The sequence below is a fragment of the Ruegeria sp. TASC047 genome, from assembly GCF_059612445.1.
Map to the genome: position 1 here is coordinate 852,746 of NZ_JBXWQP010000029.1, position 14,619 is coordinate 867,364.

Here is a 14,619-nt window from a genome sequence, read left to right on the forward strand (position 1 = left end):
ATCGCAAGGGGCGCCTTGGCCCCGCATTGTTCTAGCCCAGCAATCTGCGGATCAGTCTGGCGAGGATCCAACCCAGGATCGCCCCGCCGCCTACCGCCCAAACCGGGTTGATGAATTCCATGTAATGGGTGTTGACGTAGGCCACGCCAAGCAGACCGCCCAGAACCGGCAATGCGTACCCAAGCCAGGTCAGCACATCATCCTTACGGATGCGGGTTCCGGGTGACCGCGTCATCACCCAACCGAACCTTCAAGTGAGATGGCCACCAACTGCTGTGCTTCCATCGCAAACTCCATCGGAAGCGCCTGAAGCACGTCTTTGCAGAACCCGTTGACCACCAGGGCCACGGCTTCTTCCTCGTCCATGCCGCGCTGACGGCAGTAGAACAGCTGATCGTCATCCACTTTTGACGTCGTCGCCTCGTGCTCAACGCGGCTCGAGTTGTTCTTGACCTCGATATAGGGAACCGTATGTGCGCCGCATTTGTCGCCGATCAGCAGACTGTCACACTGCGTGTAGTTCCGGCTGTCCTTGGCTTTCGGGTGCATCGACACTAGCCCACGATAGGTGTTCTGGGCCTTGCCCGCGCTGATGCCCTTGGACACGATGCGCGACTTGGTATTCCTGCCCAGATGAATCATCTTGGTGCCGGTGTCGGCCTGCTGATAATTGTTGGCTATCGCGATCGAATAGAACTCACCCTGGCTTTCATTGCCGCGCAGGATGCAGGACGGGTATTTCCATGTCACGGCCGATCCGGTTTCCACCTGTGTCCACATCACCTTGGACCGATCACCCCGGCAGTCGGCGCGTTTAGTCACGAAGTTATAGATACCGCCCTTGCCGTTTTCATCCCCCGGAAACCAGTTCTGAACGGTCGAGTATTTCACCTCGGCATCTTCTTCGACGATGATCTCGACCACAGCGGCATGCAGTTGTGCCGTGTCGCGCTGGGGTGCAGTACAGCCTTCCAGATATGAGACGTACGAGCCCTTATCAGCAATGATCAGAGTGCGTTCGAACTGACCGGTATTTTCGGCGTTGATCCGGAAATAGGTGCTCAGCTCCATCGGGCAGCGAACCCCCGGCGGGATGTAGACGAATGAGCCATCCGAGAATACGGCCGAGTTCAGTGTCGCATAGAAGTTGTCTGAAACCGGAACCACGGTTCCCAGGTACTTCTTGACCAATTCGGGATGCTCTTTGATCGCCTCAGAGATCGAGCAGAAGATCACGCCTGCTTTTTTCAGTTCGGCCTGAAAGGTGGTACCCACGGAAACCGAGTCAAACACTGCATCGACCGCTACCTTGCGGCCTTCGGCAGGTGCATCCTCAGCCCCTTCAACACCAGCCAGAATCATCTGTTCTTTCAGAGGGATACCAAGCTTTTCGTAAGTGGCGAGCAGCTTTGGATCGACCTCATCCAGAGATTTGGGCTTCTCTTCCATCGATTTGGGGCGGGCATAGTAATACTGGTTTTGAAAATCGATTGGCGGATAGTGAACCATCGCCCATTTGGGTTCTTCCATTTTGGTCCAACGCTCGAACGCGGCCAGACGCCATTCGGTCATCCACTCGGGCTCATCGTTTTTCCCCGAGATCAGACGGACGATATCCGGGTTCACGCCTTTGGGCGCGTATTCCATCTCGATATCGGTGTCCCAGCCATATTTGTATGTGCCGACCTCGCGAACCGCGTCCACGGTTTCCTGGTCGACACCTTCTTTCACCTGGGTCTGGTCCAAAGCGGCCATGACTTACCCTCCGTCAGATCACGCAGCCCGCGCGCGATGCTTTTTCTCTTTTTCAAGCCACGTTTCGGCGAAACGCAGCACATCTTCTTCAGTCGTCTCTGGCCCCAACGATACGCGGATTGCGCATGACGCCACCGTCTCATCAAATCCCATTGCCGTCAGAACCCGACTGGTTTTGACCTTGCCGCTGGAACAGGCGGATCCCGCACTGATGGCAAAGCCAGACAAATCCATCTGCATCACCTGCGTTTCGCCTTTCCAGCCGGGCGTCGCGAAACACAGGGTGTTCGGGAGTCGCTCCTGATCTTTCCCGACAAAAATAGTAGATATTGCACCAGCCTCAAGGGCGTTTTCTAGAATATTTCTAAGTTCTCTGACTTTTTCCCATACTCCATCCGCCAGATCGCGCTGAGCAGCCTCGGCAGCCGCGCCAAATCCGGCAATACCCACCACATTTTCAGTACCGGATCTTCGGCCCATTTCCTGTCCGCCACCGCTGGCCAAAGGTTCGATATCGATACCTTGCCGCAGGATCAAAGCGCCAACACCTTTTGGCCCGCCAATCTTATGCGCCGACAGGATCGCCATATCAGCGCCGCTCCAGGCGAAGGAAAATGGAATGCGTCCGACAACCTGCGTAATATCCAGCAACAGCCAGTCCGCGCGCCGCGCGCCATAGGGCCACTGGTTCTCAACTTTCTGTGGCGGCTGCGTGATGACTCCGGTTTCGGAGTTCGCAAGCCCCATCGCCAATATGTGCCCGGGGCCAAAGGGATGCTCGCTACAATGGGTCAGATCGAAATGCGACCACAGCGCATCGTGGGCAGTGCTGTCGACAAAGACGTCGCAGCCTTCGGGGCGGTTTTGCAGAACCCGCGCCGCTTCAGTCGCGCCGGAGGTAAATATGACCTCTTGCGGACGGCAACCGACGGCCTCGGCGACCTGCGCCCGTGCGCGTTCGACCAGCGCTTTTGCGGCACGTCCTTCCGCATGAACAGATGACGGGTTCCCGACCACATCCATCGCCGCGATCATCGCCTCGCGTGCTTCGGGTCGCAGCGGCGTAGTCGCGTTATAATCCAGATAAACACGTTTCATGGATACATCTTTTCCCGCGCGGATGTCATTTGCATGTTCGACTTACCCAGCTCATTCATCGACGACGGAAAACAGGCTTGGAACTGCCGGACAGGGCGCAAGGTCGTTTCTGATCACATCCGACAGGCGCGTCTGGTGCAGGAAGACATAAACATGCGCGCTCAGGCTTTCCCACAAGCGGTTCGTCAGGGATTGCGCCCTGCTACCCGATGACGCACCGGATGCTCCGGCCCCTTTTTGCAGCGCATCAACTGTCTCATCCACGGCGGCCAGAACCTCGACCACGCGAATCTCGGACGCGGGGCGTGCAAGACGATACCCCCCTCCGGGCCCACGGACAGAAGCAACCAGTTCCGCGCGACGCAGCTTGACGAAAAGCTGCTCAAGATACGGCAGAGAAATGTCCTGCCGTTCCGAGATTTCGCCCAGGGTTACCAGCCGGTCTGTTGGCTGAAGCGCAATATCCGCCAAAGCGACCATCGCGTAACGCCCTTTGGTCGAAAGCTTCATGCCCTGCCCCCTTTTAGCCGGATCTGCGCGAAATCATTGACGCCGACGCTGCCAGTGCGTATCTCCGACTGACAGCGCGATTGCGCCAAGCAATGTAATTAGAACCGTTCTAAGGTGTCCGACGATTATAGTCAAGTATATCCGGATGCCCGCACGAAAATGACAGGACCAAAGCACACATGCCCGAGGTGATTTTTCCCGGACCCGAAGGCCGCCTGGAAGGCCGTTACCACCCGCAAAAGGAAAAAGACGCACCGATCGCTATCGTGCTTCACCCGCATCCTCAGTTCGGCGGGACCATGAACAACAAGGTGGTCTATAACCTGCACTATGCCTTTTACAACATGGGCTTCACAGTGCTGCGCTTTAACTTCCGCGGCGTCGGTCGCAGCCAGGGTGAATATGATCAGGGCGTAGGCGAGCTGAGCGATGCGGCATCTGCGCTCGATTACCTGCAATCCATGAACAACAACTCGAAACACTGTTGGGTTGCGGGCTTTTCGTTTGGGGCGTGGATTGGAATGCAGTTGCTGATGCGCCGCCCCGAAATCACGGGTTTCATCAGCGTGTCGCCGCCTGCAAACATGTATGACTTTTCCTTCCTTGCGCCCTGCCCGTCTTCGGGCCTGATCATCAACGGATCGGCTGACCGAGTGGCACCACCAGCAGATACCACCGCGCTGGTCAACAAGTTGCACGAGCAAAAAGGGATCACGATCACCCATAACGAGGTTGAGGGCGCGGATCATTTCTTCCAGGATCGCCACATGGACACGCTGATCACAGATGTCAGCGACTATGTGAAACGTCGGCTGACCGAGAACACCCGCTAATGTCCGACACCATCACATCGCTCGCGGCCAAACTGGCCGAAGATACGATGAAGGTCATGGACGAAACCGGCGAAGACCGGTTCTTTGTGGAAGTGGGTGAAGTTCTTGGTGCGGCGTCTCAATCTCTGGAAGAGGCTTTCCTGACAGAAATCCGCGTGCGTCTGGCTGAACGCAAGGCCAGACAATTCGTGATCAAGCGCCTCGCTTCGCATCGCGCGAAACTCAAGGCGATTGAAAAGCAATGACCGATCGCCTGGTTGCGCAGGTCGCATTTCTGAAACGGGCCGACAATCTGAAACTGGTCGAGCGGGCAAATGTCCTGCTTGACCAGTCAAGGCCCGAAAACTCCGCCGAACACAGCTGGCACTTGGCTTTGTGGGCAATGGTCATGGCGCCGCTGGCCGGGCCGGACATCTCGGTCGACCGGGTCATCCGCATGTTGCTGCTGCATGATCTGGTCGAGATCGTGACAGGTGATCACCCGATTCACCTCAACACGGATTGGGATACCGTGGCCGAGGCTGAACAGGCCGCAGCACAGGAATTGTTTGGTCTGTTGCCCGACGAACAGGCACAGGAATTTCTTTCTCTCTGGCACGAATTCGAGGCGGACCAGACCCCGGATGCCCGGTTTGCCAAGATTCTGGATCGCTGCCAGCCGCTGTTTCAGGTCCTGTGCGCCACTGACCCGCGACACGATCATGTGGACATTGCGCGGTCGAACCTGGCGGGTGGGCGCGCAGCTTACCTGGCCCATGCGTTTCCAATGGCCCACCAGCATGCAACAAACCTCTTGACCAAGTCCGACCATCAGGATGACGCATTCACGAAACGATTGGCGTTTCTCACAGAAGCGGATCAGTTGAAATCTGTTCTGCGCGCGTCACGCCTGATGGCCAGTGACCGGTTCGAAAACTCGGCGGAACATTCGTGGCATGTCATGCTCTACGCCTGGGTATTGTCGGAATACGCGCATTCGGATGTTCAAGTGGACCGAACCCTCCAGATGTTGCTTTTGCACGATGTTGTCGAAATCGACGCGGGCGACCACCCGATCCACGGACATGTCGACCACGCGGAACAAGAAGCCAAGGAACAGGCCGCCGCCAAACGACTGTTTGGCCTTCTGCCTGACTGTCAACACAGGTCATTTACTGAACTATGGCGCGAGTTTGAGGCGGCTGAAACCCCGGAAGCCAGATTTGCAAAGGCTGTTGACCGGTTTCAAACACCCATAGCAAATCTGGAAACAGGTGGCGGATCATGGGTCGAATACAAAGTAAAATTCGATCAGATTGTAACACGTGTCCGACCAGCTATTGCAGCGGGAGCACCTCAGCTGTGGGACTGGCTGCAACCGCAACTGGTTGTGCATTTTGAACATGTCGAAACACCCGATCCTCAAACATAAAAAAAGGAGCCTGAAGGCTCCTTTTTTCTTGCTTGGTTTCTAGCGGCGTTCAAAAAACACTACTACCATCAGACTGTTGAACCAAGTTGGCTGCATTCACTTCGACGGACCCCCCGTCAGCAAGCCACCCAATCGCCACTATCAGAACCGAAGCAAATATGATTGATTTCGCAAATAACGTCATCGCTCAAAACTCTTTAACAAAAATAAAAAACATAGGGCGAATATTACATTCATTCGATTGAAAAAACAGTCAGGTATACCTGACCCAAGGTAATCTTGTAGACTGCATGGCGGTCGACGTATTTCACTCACGAAAATCGCCACCAAGCCACCGGACCCACCCTTTTCGAGGTACTCAAATGCCCCAAGCCTATCTGTATCTGTTACTGGCAGTGCTGGCGGAAACCATTGGCACGACGGCCTTGCAAGCCAGCCAGCAGTTTTCGCGGTTCTGGCCATCAGTGATCGTTGTCGTTGGGTACGCGTTTGCGTTTTACCTCATGGCACTAACGCTGAAATTCATGCCTGTCGGTATCGTTTATGCAATCTGGTCCGGTCTCGGTATATTCCTGATCGCCGTGATCGGATTCATCGTGTTCGGCCAAAGGCTGGACTGGCCTGCGATCCTGGGGCTGACGTTGATCTTGTCCGGAATCCTGATCATTCACCTCTTTTCAAAGACTGCCGGACACTGAAGGCCGGTTAGGGCTGGTATATTTTGCCGCGCCGCGTTATGCGCGCGGCAACTTCCCGTTCAAAGGCTGACCTCTCATGGACCTGCGCAACATCGCAATCATCGCTCACGTGGACCACGGCAAAACGACCCTGGTGGACGAGCTGCTCAAACAATCCGGTGCATTCCGGGAAAATCAGGCCGTCGCGGAACGCGCCATGGACAGTAACGACCTGGAGCGTGAACGCGGCATCACCATCCTGGCCAAGGCCACCTCGGTTGAGTGGAAAGACACGCGCATCAATATTGTCGACACCCCTGGCCACGCCGATTTCGGCGGCGAGGTCGAGCGCATCCTCAGCATGGTCGACGGTGTTGTTCTTTTGGTGGACGCCGCAGAAGGCCCGATGCCCCAGACCAAGTTTGTAACGTCCAAGGCACTGGCGCTGGGCCTACGCCCGATCGTGGTTCTGAACAAGGTCGACAAGCCGGATGCCGAACCGGATCGCGCGCTGGACGAATGCTTTGACCTGTTCGCCAACCTCGGCGCGGATGACGACCAGTTGGATTTCCCTTCAATGTACGCCTCGGGCCGTTCGGGCTGGGCGGATATGGAGCTGGACGGCCCCCGAAAGGACTTGAGCGCGCTATTCGACCTGATTGTCGATCATGTCCCTGCTCCGAAGCAGGTCGATCACAAAAATGAACCCTTCCGGATGCTGGCCACGACACTGGGCAGCGATCCCTTCATCGGCCGTATCCTGACCGGCCGTGTGGAAAGCGGTACGCTGAAGGCTGGCGACAGCCTCAAGGCGCTCAGCCGCGATGGTTCGGTCATCGAAAACTTCCGCGCCACGAAAATCCTGGCGTTTCGGGGACTGGCCCAGCAGCCCATTGATGTGGCCGAAGCAGGCGATATCGTGACCATCGCTGGCTTGAGCAAAGCCACCGTAGCGGATTCACTGGTTGCCCCTCAGGTCACTGAGGCCCTGCCCGCGCAGCCCATCGATCCGCCGACCATTACCGTGACCTTCGGTATCAATGATTCTCCGTTGGCAGGCCGTGATGGCAAAAAAGTTCAATCACGCGTCATTCGAGACCGCCTGATGAAGGAAGCCGAGTCGAACGTCGCCATCCGTGTCACCGACACCCCCGGCGGCGAGGCGTTCGAAGTCGCGGGCCGCGGCGAGCTGCAAATGGGCGTTCTGATCGAGAACATGCGCCGAGAAGGCTTTGAGCTTAGCATCTCGCGCCCGCAGGTTCTGTTCCGTGAGGAAGACGGGCAGCGGCTTGAGCCCATCGAAGAAGTCACCATCGACGTAGATGACGAATATTCTGGTTCCGTTATCGAAAAGATCACCGGCGCCCGCAAAGGTGAACTGGTCGAGATGCGCCCGGCTGGTACCGGCAAGACTCGGATCATCGCCCATGTCCCGTCCCGTGGTCTGATTGGTTACCACGGCGAATTTCTGACCGACACGCGCGGTACCGGAGTACTGAACCGTGTGTTCCACGATTGGGCGCCACATAAGGGGCAAATTCCGGGCCGTCGCGCAGGCGTTCTGATCTCGATGGAGAAAGGTCAGGCTGTGGCTTATGCGCTGTGGAACCTGGAAGAGCGTGGCCGTATGTTTGTTGGTCCGCAAACAGACGTATATCAGGGTATGGTGATCGGCGAACACTCGCGAGACAACGATCTGGAAGTGAACCCGCTCAAAGGCAAGAAGTTGACAAACGTGCGCGCCAGTGGATCCGACGACGCGGTCCGCCTGACGCCGCATATTCAGTTCTCACTGGAAGAGGCAATTGCCTATATCGACGATGATGAACTGGTGGAAGTCACACCAAACGCGGTGCGCCTGCGGAAGCGTTTTCTTGACCCGCACGAGCGTAAGCGGATGGCCAAATCTGCCTAGAACACCCTCAGGTTGCAAACTGACCAAACGGAAACAATGGCAATAGTGTGGCATATTTGCTTCCAATACGACAAAAGACGAAGTCAGAAAAACCGGGCTCACTGCCCGGTTTTTATTTGAAAACTAACACCTTTCTCCGCATGGTTGAAGATTTCTGACACAAACCACACCAACAAGATATTGTAGGCACCCTCGAATTATGGTCAAAACACGTCAGAAGTGTGACGTCCTTCACAAACACCGATACGGGAATGGTGCATAGAAGGACGTAGTTTAGTTATCGAGTTCCAAGGAGTTCAAAATGGGTAATAGAGCTCGCAAGTTTCCACTGTTTTTTGTTGCGACAACTTTTTTGCTTTCACCTGCCGGTGAAACCTTTGCCGCTGGGACATGTACGGTTGCAACAGCACGGCAATCCGCTGCGTCCGCTCAGGTTTTGTGCGAATGCGATGCTGTGACATCCGGCATGATCCGCTACATTCAACGCCGTCATGACTTCGATCAGATCCTGGCGCGCGTCGGTGCAGAATGCGCCCCGCTGGCAGGTCTGCTAAGTGACTTCCCGACCGCATCGATCGGTGTCTCAGACCAGAGATCCGGCGACGGACCTTCCCAGGAAAATGGCACGCCCCCCAATGGTGGCGGCGGTAACCCAACCGGTGGCGAAGAACCTGGTGGTGAAGAACCCGGTGGTGAAGAACCCGGTGGCGAAGAGCCCGGTGGCGAAGAGCCCGGTGGCGAAGAGCCCGGTGGCGAAGAGCCCGGTGGGGAAGAGCCTGGTGGTGAAGAACCCGGTGGTGAAGAGCCCGGCGGCGAAGAACCCGGTGGGGAAGAACCCGGTGGCGAAGAGCCCGGTGGTGAAGAGCCCGGCGGCGAAGAACCCGGCGGCGAAGAACCCGGTGGTGAAGAGCCCGGTGGGGAAGCGCAAGAAGAAGACCGATAGAGACGAAACCGAATACCAGCGAACCGGCCCCAGGAATGCGGAGCGTATTCGATAGAAAAAACTCTGCTGGTCGTGGCTTCGGGGCTAGAATACGTCGATACGCAAAACGTTCAGATTAATCCGTCCAAGCGACAGGACAAAGACTACTCTCTTGGGCGCAGACCAAATCTGCGTCCAAGGGCAAGATTTTGGGTATGTAAATAAACCACTGAGGTCAGCTGCGCCCGTAAACGCCGACCCATTGACTGGGCCGCTTCGGATCTTGCATGCGCAGGAACAAATAGCGCGTAGCTGTCCAGGGTTTGATCCGGTTTGTGAGATTGTCCAAGATCAGGTCGCCCTGCGCCGAGCGGTAGACCAGAACCGCATGAGGTGTCCGGCGTGTGTCCAGAACGGTGGCAATCAAAAGCTTACTTGGATCAACCCCGGCATGGATCAGATCCCTTTTCTTCAACAATGCAAAGTCTTCACAATCACCGCCTCTGGGTGTTGGCAAGGCCCATCGCTCGCGCGTTTTGTACTGGGATTGATCCGTAACTTCACGGGTCGACGCGTTTACGCGGCGATTCACCTGATTTACCACCTTCAGCTCTTGCTGGCTGGAAAGTTTGACCGAGCGTTTAGCGGCGCAAGCCCAGTCATACTGGCTGCAAAGGTTGATTGCGCCTGAAGGCGGTGGCGAAGACGCGATAAATGGAATAAAGACACCGTCGGACGCGTGGGCAGCAGGTGCTGAAGCCAAGCCACCGATGCACACGGCGCATATACCCAATAAACGCTTCGCAACCGATGCAGGCACGGAAACACACCTCTTGGCTAAATTCGCTAATGAAATCATGCGAGTTCCCCGATCCGATGTTCTTCGAACGATTGCATGTCCAACTGCACCACATTCTGTTTCTTGAAACTATCTGTGATAAGGTGTCACGCGCAATCTTTTGAGAACCTGCAAAGAAAACGGGGCAAAAATTCGTCCGAGATTCTGACAATTCCACGTAAGAAATTTGTTGGCGCGGCCACAATTCGGTCAAGAACTACCCGGATAGTTGTGCGCTTTTGGAGATAACAAATTGAAATCAATCAATTAAATAAAAAAAGCCCGCTGTCGCGGGCTGATCTTTATCAACTGAACAGGACATAAGCCGAATCTTGCCTATTCACCGTCAGTTTTCTCGGAATTATCAGCATCTTGGATACTAAACCCGAAGTTCACTCCGTGATTTCGACCACTACCAGTTCACGTTCACTTGCTCCGCGCGCGTGATTCAGGGCCTGCTGGTAGTCATCCGAGTTATAGCAATCAACCGCAGCCTCCAGCGTCGGGAAGCGGGCCACCACGTTTCGTGGACGTTCCTTGCCTTCCAGCTGAACGTACCGCGCAGCACGGGCGATAAACTCGCCCCCGTGCTTGGCGATGGCCGGTCCGGCCAGTTCAGCGTATTTGCCGTAAGCCTCGGTGTCCGTCACCGTGACATGCGCAATCCAAAGAGCAGCCATATTATCCTCCCAAAACCTGTTGTGCGGCCTTAATTGCCGCCTCTGCATTTGATGCATCCTTGCCGCCGCCCTGGGCCATGTCAGGACGGCCGCCGCCGCCTTTTCCGCCCAACTCGATCACGGCCGCTTTTACAAGATCCACCGCCGAAATTCGTCCGGTCAGATCTTCCGTCACACCAGCCGCAACGGCCGCCTTGCCGCCCGTATCCGCAATCAGCAGCACCGCACCCGATCCAAGGCGGCTTTTGTGTTCGTCGATCAACGCAGGGAGGTCCTTGCCTGAAACACCGCCAAGGGCTTGCGCCAGGAATTTCACACCATTTACGTCCCGCGCCTCGGCACCACCGCCCTGACCGGCCCCGCCAGCCATAGCCAGATCCCGGCGCAACTGAGCCACTTCGTTCTGCAAAGCCTTGCGTTCGTCCAGAAGGCTTTTCACGCGCGCCACAACGTCGTCCGGTTGCGCCTTCAGTTCTGATGCGACCTGAGCCAGACGTTGATCCTGTGCCGAAAGATAGCGGAAGGCTTCATCCCCGGTCAGCGCTTCGATCCGGCGCACACCTGCACTGCTGGCGCTGTCACCCAACACAACAAAGGTGCCGATATCACCTGTCTGGCGCACATGTGTACCGCCACAGAGTTCTATCGACCACGTATCGCCGTCATGGCCTTTGCCTGTTGGTGCCTTGCCCATGGAGACGACACGAACCTCGTCACCATATTTCTCGCCGAACAGGGCCTGCGCGCCCAATGCGCGCGCGTCGTCGGGTGTCATGACCCGGGTTTCAACAGTCGAATTCTGGCGGATGAAATCGTTCACCTCGCGTTCGACTTTTTGGATTTCCTCTAGGCTCAGCGCTTTGGAATGGCTGAAGTCGAACCGCAGACGATCCGCTGCGTTCAGCGAACCGCGTTGTGCTACGTGGTCACCTAGCGTTTCGCGCAGGGCTTCATGCAGCAGGTGCGTGGCCGAGTGATTGGCGCGAATGGCGGAACGGCGGGCGTGATCAACCTCAAGCTCTACCGCGTCGCCCTTGCAAACAACGCCGCTTTGAACCGCCACCTTATGAGCATAGACCTTGCCGTCGGCAAACTTCCTCGTGTCCTCTATGCGGCTCAGGTGATCGCGATCCTCCAGCCTACGCAACGCGCCAGTATCGCCGACCTGACCGCCGGCCTCCCCGTAGAACGGGGTCTGGTTCACGACGACCCAACCGCTGCTGCCCGCGGCGATCTTGTCAACCAGTGCGCCATCAACAACCAGGGCGACAACCTGCGCTTCGGCTTTCTCGGTATCGTAGCCCAGAAAATCCGTCGCACCGGCGGCATCCAGCACATCAAACCATACAACCTGATCCGCTGCTTCACCTGACCCGGCCCATGCGGCACGTGCCTTGGCCTTCTGTTCAGCCATCGCGGTGTCAAAACCGTCCGTGTCGACGCTCAAGCCCTTTTCACGCAGCGCATCCTGCGTAAGATCCAGTGGGAAGCCATAAGTGTCGTAAAGCTTAAATGCCGCTTCACCTGACAGGGGTGCCCCCTCAGAAAGCCCTGAAACCTCATCATCCAGCAACTTCAGACCACGGTCCAGTGTCTGCTTGAACCGGGTTTCTTCCAGCAGCAGCGTCTCTTCGATAAGCGGTTGCGCCTGTTTCAGTTCAGAATAATGCCCGCCCATCTGCTGCACCAGCGTAGGCACCAGGCGATGCATGACAGGATCCTTGGCACCCAGCAGGTGCGCATGGCGCATGGCGCGGCGCATGATCCGGCGCAGAACATATCCCCGGCCGTCATTGCTGGGCATCACACCGTCCGCAATCAGGAACGAGGTCGACCGCAAGTGATCCGCGATCACCCTGTGATGCACGTTCTGGTCGCCATAGGGGTCGACACCGGTCGCATCCGCCGAAGCCTCGATCAAGGTTTTGAACAGGTCCGTGTCGTAATTGTCATGGCTGCCCTGCAACAGCGCCCCAATCCGTTCGAGCCCCATACCTGTGTCGATCGACTGCATGTCAAGTTCGACCATCGAGCCATCTTCGAACTGCTCGTTTTGCATGAAAACGACGTTCCAGATTTCGATGAATCGGTCGCCATCCTCCTCGGGTGATCCCGGAGGGCCGCCCCAGATGTGATCGCCGTGATCATAGAAGATCTCGGTACACGGGCCGCAAGGTCCGGTCGGACCCATCTGCCAGAAATTGTCATTGGTGGCGATGCGAATGATCCGGTCCTCGGGCACACCGACCTTTTTCCAGATTTCAAAGGCTTCATCATCGGTATGATAGACGGTGGTCAACAGGCGGGTCTTGTCGATACCGAATTCCCTGGTGATCAGCTCCCAGGCAAATGGGATCGCTTCATGTTTGAAATAATCCCCGAATGAGAAGTTTCCCAGCATCTCAAAAAACGTATGGTGACGCGCCGTATAGCCAACATTGTCAAGATCGTTGTGCTTGCCGCCCGCACGCACACATTTCTGGGCCGTGGTGGCGCGTTTGTAATCGCGGGTTTCCAGACCGGTAAACAGGTTCTTGAACTGCACCATGCCTGAGTTCACGAACATTAGTGTCGGGTCATTGCGCGGCACCAGCGGGCTGGACGCGACGACCTCATGCCCTTGTTTTTCAAAGTAGTTCAGAAAAGTCGATCGGATGTCGTTCAGGGTTGGCATAGGGCTCTCTCGGCGCACATATATCTTGGTCTCCGTTGGTTTAGCCCCGTGTCAGGTGAGTGTCCACAGCAGAGGCACACAGGAACGAAACAAGGCGACCCGATCAAGCCGCCTTGTTTCAAGTGTTACAGTCTTTGCGCAGATGTCAGGGGTTACCCACCTCAGGACATCAGGCCTCCAGAATATCGTCATCCTCGGCAACGCCTGGCGACATATCGAATTCCAGCCCATGCGCCGCGCGGATCTTGTCTTCGATGTCCAGCGCCACCCGGCTGTTTTCCCGCAGGTATTGTTTGGCGTTCTCACGCCCCTGCCCGATCCGCTCATCACCATAGCTGAACCAGGACCCGGACTTTTCGACAACACCGGCTTTGACACCCAAATCCAGCAATTCGCCCATCTTCGAGATGCCTTCGCCATACATGATATCGAACTCGACCTGCTTGAACGGCGGTGCGACCTTGTTCTTCACAACTTTGACGCGGGTCTGGTTCCCGACCACTTCATCCCGGTCCTTGATCGCGCCAATCCGGCGGATATCCAGCCGAACCGAGCTGTAGAATTTCAGCGCATTGCCACCGGTTGTGGTTTCCGGGCTGCCGAACATCACGCCGATTTTCATCCGGATCTGGTTGATGAAGATGACCATGCAGTTCGAACGGCTGATCGAGCCTGTCAGTTTGCGCATTGCCTGGCTCATCAGCCGGGCCTGTACACCCACGCTGCTGTCGCCCATGTCCCCTTCGAGTTCCGATTTCGGCGTCAGGGCAGCGACCGAGTCGACAACAACCATATTGACTGCGCCCGAGCGTACCAGAGTATCTGTGATTTCAAGCGCCTGCTCACCGGTGTCAGGCTGGGAGATCAAAAGCTCATCCAGATCAACGCCCAGCTTGCGGGCATATTGCGGGTCCAGAGCGTGTTCCGCATCTACGAACGCGCAAACTCCGCCGCGCTTTTGCTGCTCAGCAATGCAATGAAGGGTCAAAGTGGTTTTGCCCGAGCTCTCAGGCCCGTAAATCTCAACGATACGCCCCATCGGCAGCCCGCCGATACCCAGCGCGATATCCAGACCCAGCGACCCGGTCGAGCTCGCCTCGATGTCCTGCCGGGCATCTTCTCCCAGCTTCATGATCGACCCCTTGCCGAACTGCCGTTCGATCTGGGCCAGCGCACTGTCGAGCGCCTTTTGCTTGTCTGCGTTTTTCTTGTCGCTCATTGTCAGAAGATCCGCCATTGTCCTGTCGCCTTCCCTTTTGTCACACCCTTAATCGGGCGGCAATCGCTGCTTTGTTCGCCTCTTGTT

General features: G+C 56.5%; 14 protein-coding genes. 6 read left to right on the forward strand and 8 right to left on the reverse strand.

All coding sequences use genetic code 11. The features are described from left to right. Window positions 1-31 precede the first annotated feature (31 nt). Genes AC2FLO_RS12040 through iscR form a run of 4 tightly spaced genes read right to left on the reverse strand, consistent with a single transcriptional unit; the run spans window position 32 to window position 3,363 of the window. A complete protein-coding gene (locus AC2FLO_RS12040) occupies window positions 32-235 on the reverse strand; it encodes a hypothetical protein (RefSeq protein WP_267365771.1) in 204 nt (67 codons plus the stop codon). Further along, window positions 235-1,755 carry a Fe-S cluster assembly protein SufB gene (sufB, locus tag AC2FLO_RS12045; protein WP_267365773.1) on the reverse strand — a complete coding sequence of 507 codons (1,521 nt, stop codon included), beginning with the start codon at window positions 1,753-1,755 and terminating at the stop codon, window positions 235-237. Before sufB ends, AC2FLO_RS12040 begins: the two co-directional genes overlap by 1 nt. Before the next feature lie 18 nt (window positions 1,756-1,773). Continuing rightward, window positions 1,774-2,853, reverse strand: a complete 1,080-nt coding sequence (locus AC2FLO_RS12050) for a cysteine desulfurase family protein (RefSeq protein ID WP_496751770.1) — start codon at window positions 2,851-2,853, stop codon at window positions 1,774-1,776. A gap of 51 nt (window positions 2,854-2,904) precedes the next feature. Continuing rightward, complete coding sequence (gene iscR, locus AC2FLO_RS12055; RefSeq protein WP_209596301.1) at window positions 2,905-3,363, reverse strand: Fe-S cluster assembly transcriptional regulator IscR; 459 nt, start codon at window positions 3,361-3,363, stop codon at window positions 2,905-2,907. Window positions 3,364-3,542: 179 nt separating this feature from the next. Between iscR and AC2FLO_RS12060 the strand changes: the two genes are divergently transcribed. From AC2FLO_RS12060 to AC2FLO_RS12085, 6 genes are all read left to right on the forward strand, one after another. After that, window positions 3,543-4,196: an alpha/beta hydrolase gene (locus AC2FLO_RS12060; RefSeq protein WP_170424714.1), complete on the forward strand. Its 654-nt coding sequence runs from the start codon at window positions 3,543-3,545 to the stop codon at window positions 4,194-4,196. Continuing rightward, on the forward strand, window positions 4,196-4,441 hold the full coding sequence (locus AC2FLO_RS12065; RefSeq protein WP_267366187.1) for a hypothetical protein: 246 nt from the start codon (window positions 4,196-4,198) through the stop codon (window positions 4,439-4,441). Before AC2FLO_RS12060 ends, AC2FLO_RS12065 begins: the two co-directional genes overlap by 1 nt. Further along, window positions 4,438-5,607 (forward strand): HD domain-containing protein, encoded by a 1,170-nt coding sequence (locus AC2FLO_RS12070; protein WP_496751767.1) that lies wholly within the window; start codon window positions 4,438-4,440, stop codon window positions 5,605-5,607. The genes AC2FLO_RS12065 and AC2FLO_RS12070 overlap by 4 nt, the downstream gene beginning before the upstream one ends. A 362-nt stretch (window positions 5,608-5,969) precedes the next feature. Continuing rightward, entirely contained in the window at window positions 5,970-6,305 is a 336-nt protein-coding gene (locus AC2FLO_RS12075; RefSeq protein WP_267366185.1) for an SMR family transporter, read from the forward strand. A gap of 76 nt (window positions 6,306-6,381) precedes the next feature. Then, entirely contained in the window at window positions 6,382-8,199 is a 1,818-nt protein-coding gene (gene typA / locus AC2FLO_RS12080) for a translational GTPase TypA (protein ID WP_496751765.1), read from the forward strand. Window positions 8,200-8,834: 635 nt separating this feature from the next. Then, window positions 8,835-9,197: a hypothetical protein gene (locus tag AC2FLO_RS12085; protein ID WP_496811692.1), complete on the forward strand. Its 363-nt coding sequence runs from the start codon at window positions 8,835-8,837 to the stop codon at window positions 9,195-9,197. A 159-nt stretch (window positions 9,198-9,356) separates the two neighbouring features. Here AC2FLO_RS12085 and AC2FLO_RS12090 read toward each other — a convergent pair whose 3' ends face one another. The 4 genes from AC2FLO_RS12090 to recA all read right to left on the reverse strand — a co-directional run bounded on the left by AC2FLO_RS12090 (window position 9,357) and on the right by recA (window position 14,550). Beyond that, entirely contained in the window at window positions 9,357-9,941 is a 585-nt protein-coding gene (locus tag AC2FLO_RS12090; RefSeq protein ID WP_496751761.1) for a transglutaminase-like cysteine peptidase, read from the reverse strand. A gap of 410 nt (window positions 9,942-10,351) precedes the next feature. Next, window positions 10,352-10,639: a DUF1330 domain-containing protein gene (locus tag AC2FLO_RS12095; RefSeq protein ID WP_480485606.1), complete on the reverse strand. Its 288-nt coding sequence runs from the start codon at window positions 10,637-10,639 to the stop codon at window positions 10,352-10,354. Window position 10,640: 1 nt separating this feature from the next. Further along, window positions 10,641-13,313 carry an alanine--tRNA ligase gene (alaS, locus tag AC2FLO_RS12100; protein ID WP_496751759.1) on the reverse strand — a complete coding sequence of 891 codons (2,673 nt, stop codon included), beginning with the start codon at window positions 13,311-13,313 and terminating at the stop codon, window positions 10,641-10,643. A 169-nt stretch (window positions 13,314-13,482) separates the two neighbouring features. Further along, complete coding sequence (gene recA, locus AC2FLO_RS12105; protein WP_267366220.1) at window positions 13,483-14,550, reverse strand: recombinase RecA; 1,068 nt, start codon at window positions 14,548-14,550, stop codon at window positions 13,483-13,485. Between the last annotated feature and the right edge of the window lie 69 nt (window positions 14,551-14,619).

Excerpts from the sequence above, each read along its gene's own strand:
- AC2FLO_RS12040 (WP_267365771.1), bottom strand. The coding sequence starts at position 235 with ATGACGCGGTCACCCGGAACCCGCATCCGTAAGGATGATGTGCTGACC.
- sufB (WP_267365773.1), bottom strand. The coding sequence starts at position 1,755 with ATGGCCGCTTTGGACCAGACCCAGGTGAAAGAAGGTGTCGACCAGGAA.
- AC2FLO_RS12050 (WP_496751770.1), bottom strand. The coding sequence starts at position 2,853 with ATGAAACGTGTTTATCTGGATTATAACGCGACTACGCCGCTGCGACCC.
- iscR (WP_209596301.1), bottom strand. The coding sequence starts at position 3,363 with ATGAAGCTTTCGACCAAAGGGCGTTACGCGATGGTCGCTTTGGCGGAT.
- AC2FLO_RS12060 (WP_170424714.1), top strand. The coding sequence starts at position 3,543 with ATGCCCGAGGTGATTTTTCCCGGACCCGAAGGCCGCCTGGAAGGCCGT.
- AC2FLO_RS12065 (WP_267366187.1), top strand. The coding sequence starts at position 4,196 with ATGTCCGACACCATCACATCGCTCGCGGCCAAACTGGCCGAAGATACG.
- AC2FLO_RS12070 (WP_496751767.1), top strand. The coding sequence starts at position 4,438 with ATGACCGATCGCCTGGTTGCGCAGGTCGCATTTCTGAAACGGGCCGAC.
- AC2FLO_RS12075 (WP_267366185.1), top strand. The coding sequence starts at position 5,970 with ATGCCCCAAGCCTATCTGTATCTGTTACTGGCAGTGCTGGCGGAAACC.
- typA (WP_496751765.1), top strand. The coding sequence starts at position 6,382 with ATGGACCTGCGCAACATCGCAATCATCGCTCACGTGGACCACGGCAAA.
- AC2FLO_RS12085 (WP_496811692.1), top strand. The coding sequence starts at position 8,835 with ATGGTGGCGGCGGTAACCCAACCGGTGGCGAAGAACCTGGTGGTGAAG.
- AC2FLO_RS12095 (WP_480485606.1), bottom strand. The coding sequence starts at position 10,639 with ATGGCTGCTCTTTGGATTGCGCATGTCACGGTGACGGACACCGAGGCT.
- alaS (WP_496751759.1), bottom strand. The coding sequence starts at position 13,313 with ATGCCAACCCTGAACGACATCCGATCGACTTTTCTGAACTACTTTGAA.
- recA (WP_267366220.1), bottom strand. The coding sequence starts at position 14,550 with ATGGCGGATCTTCTGACAATGAGCGACAAGAAAAACGCAGACAAGCAA.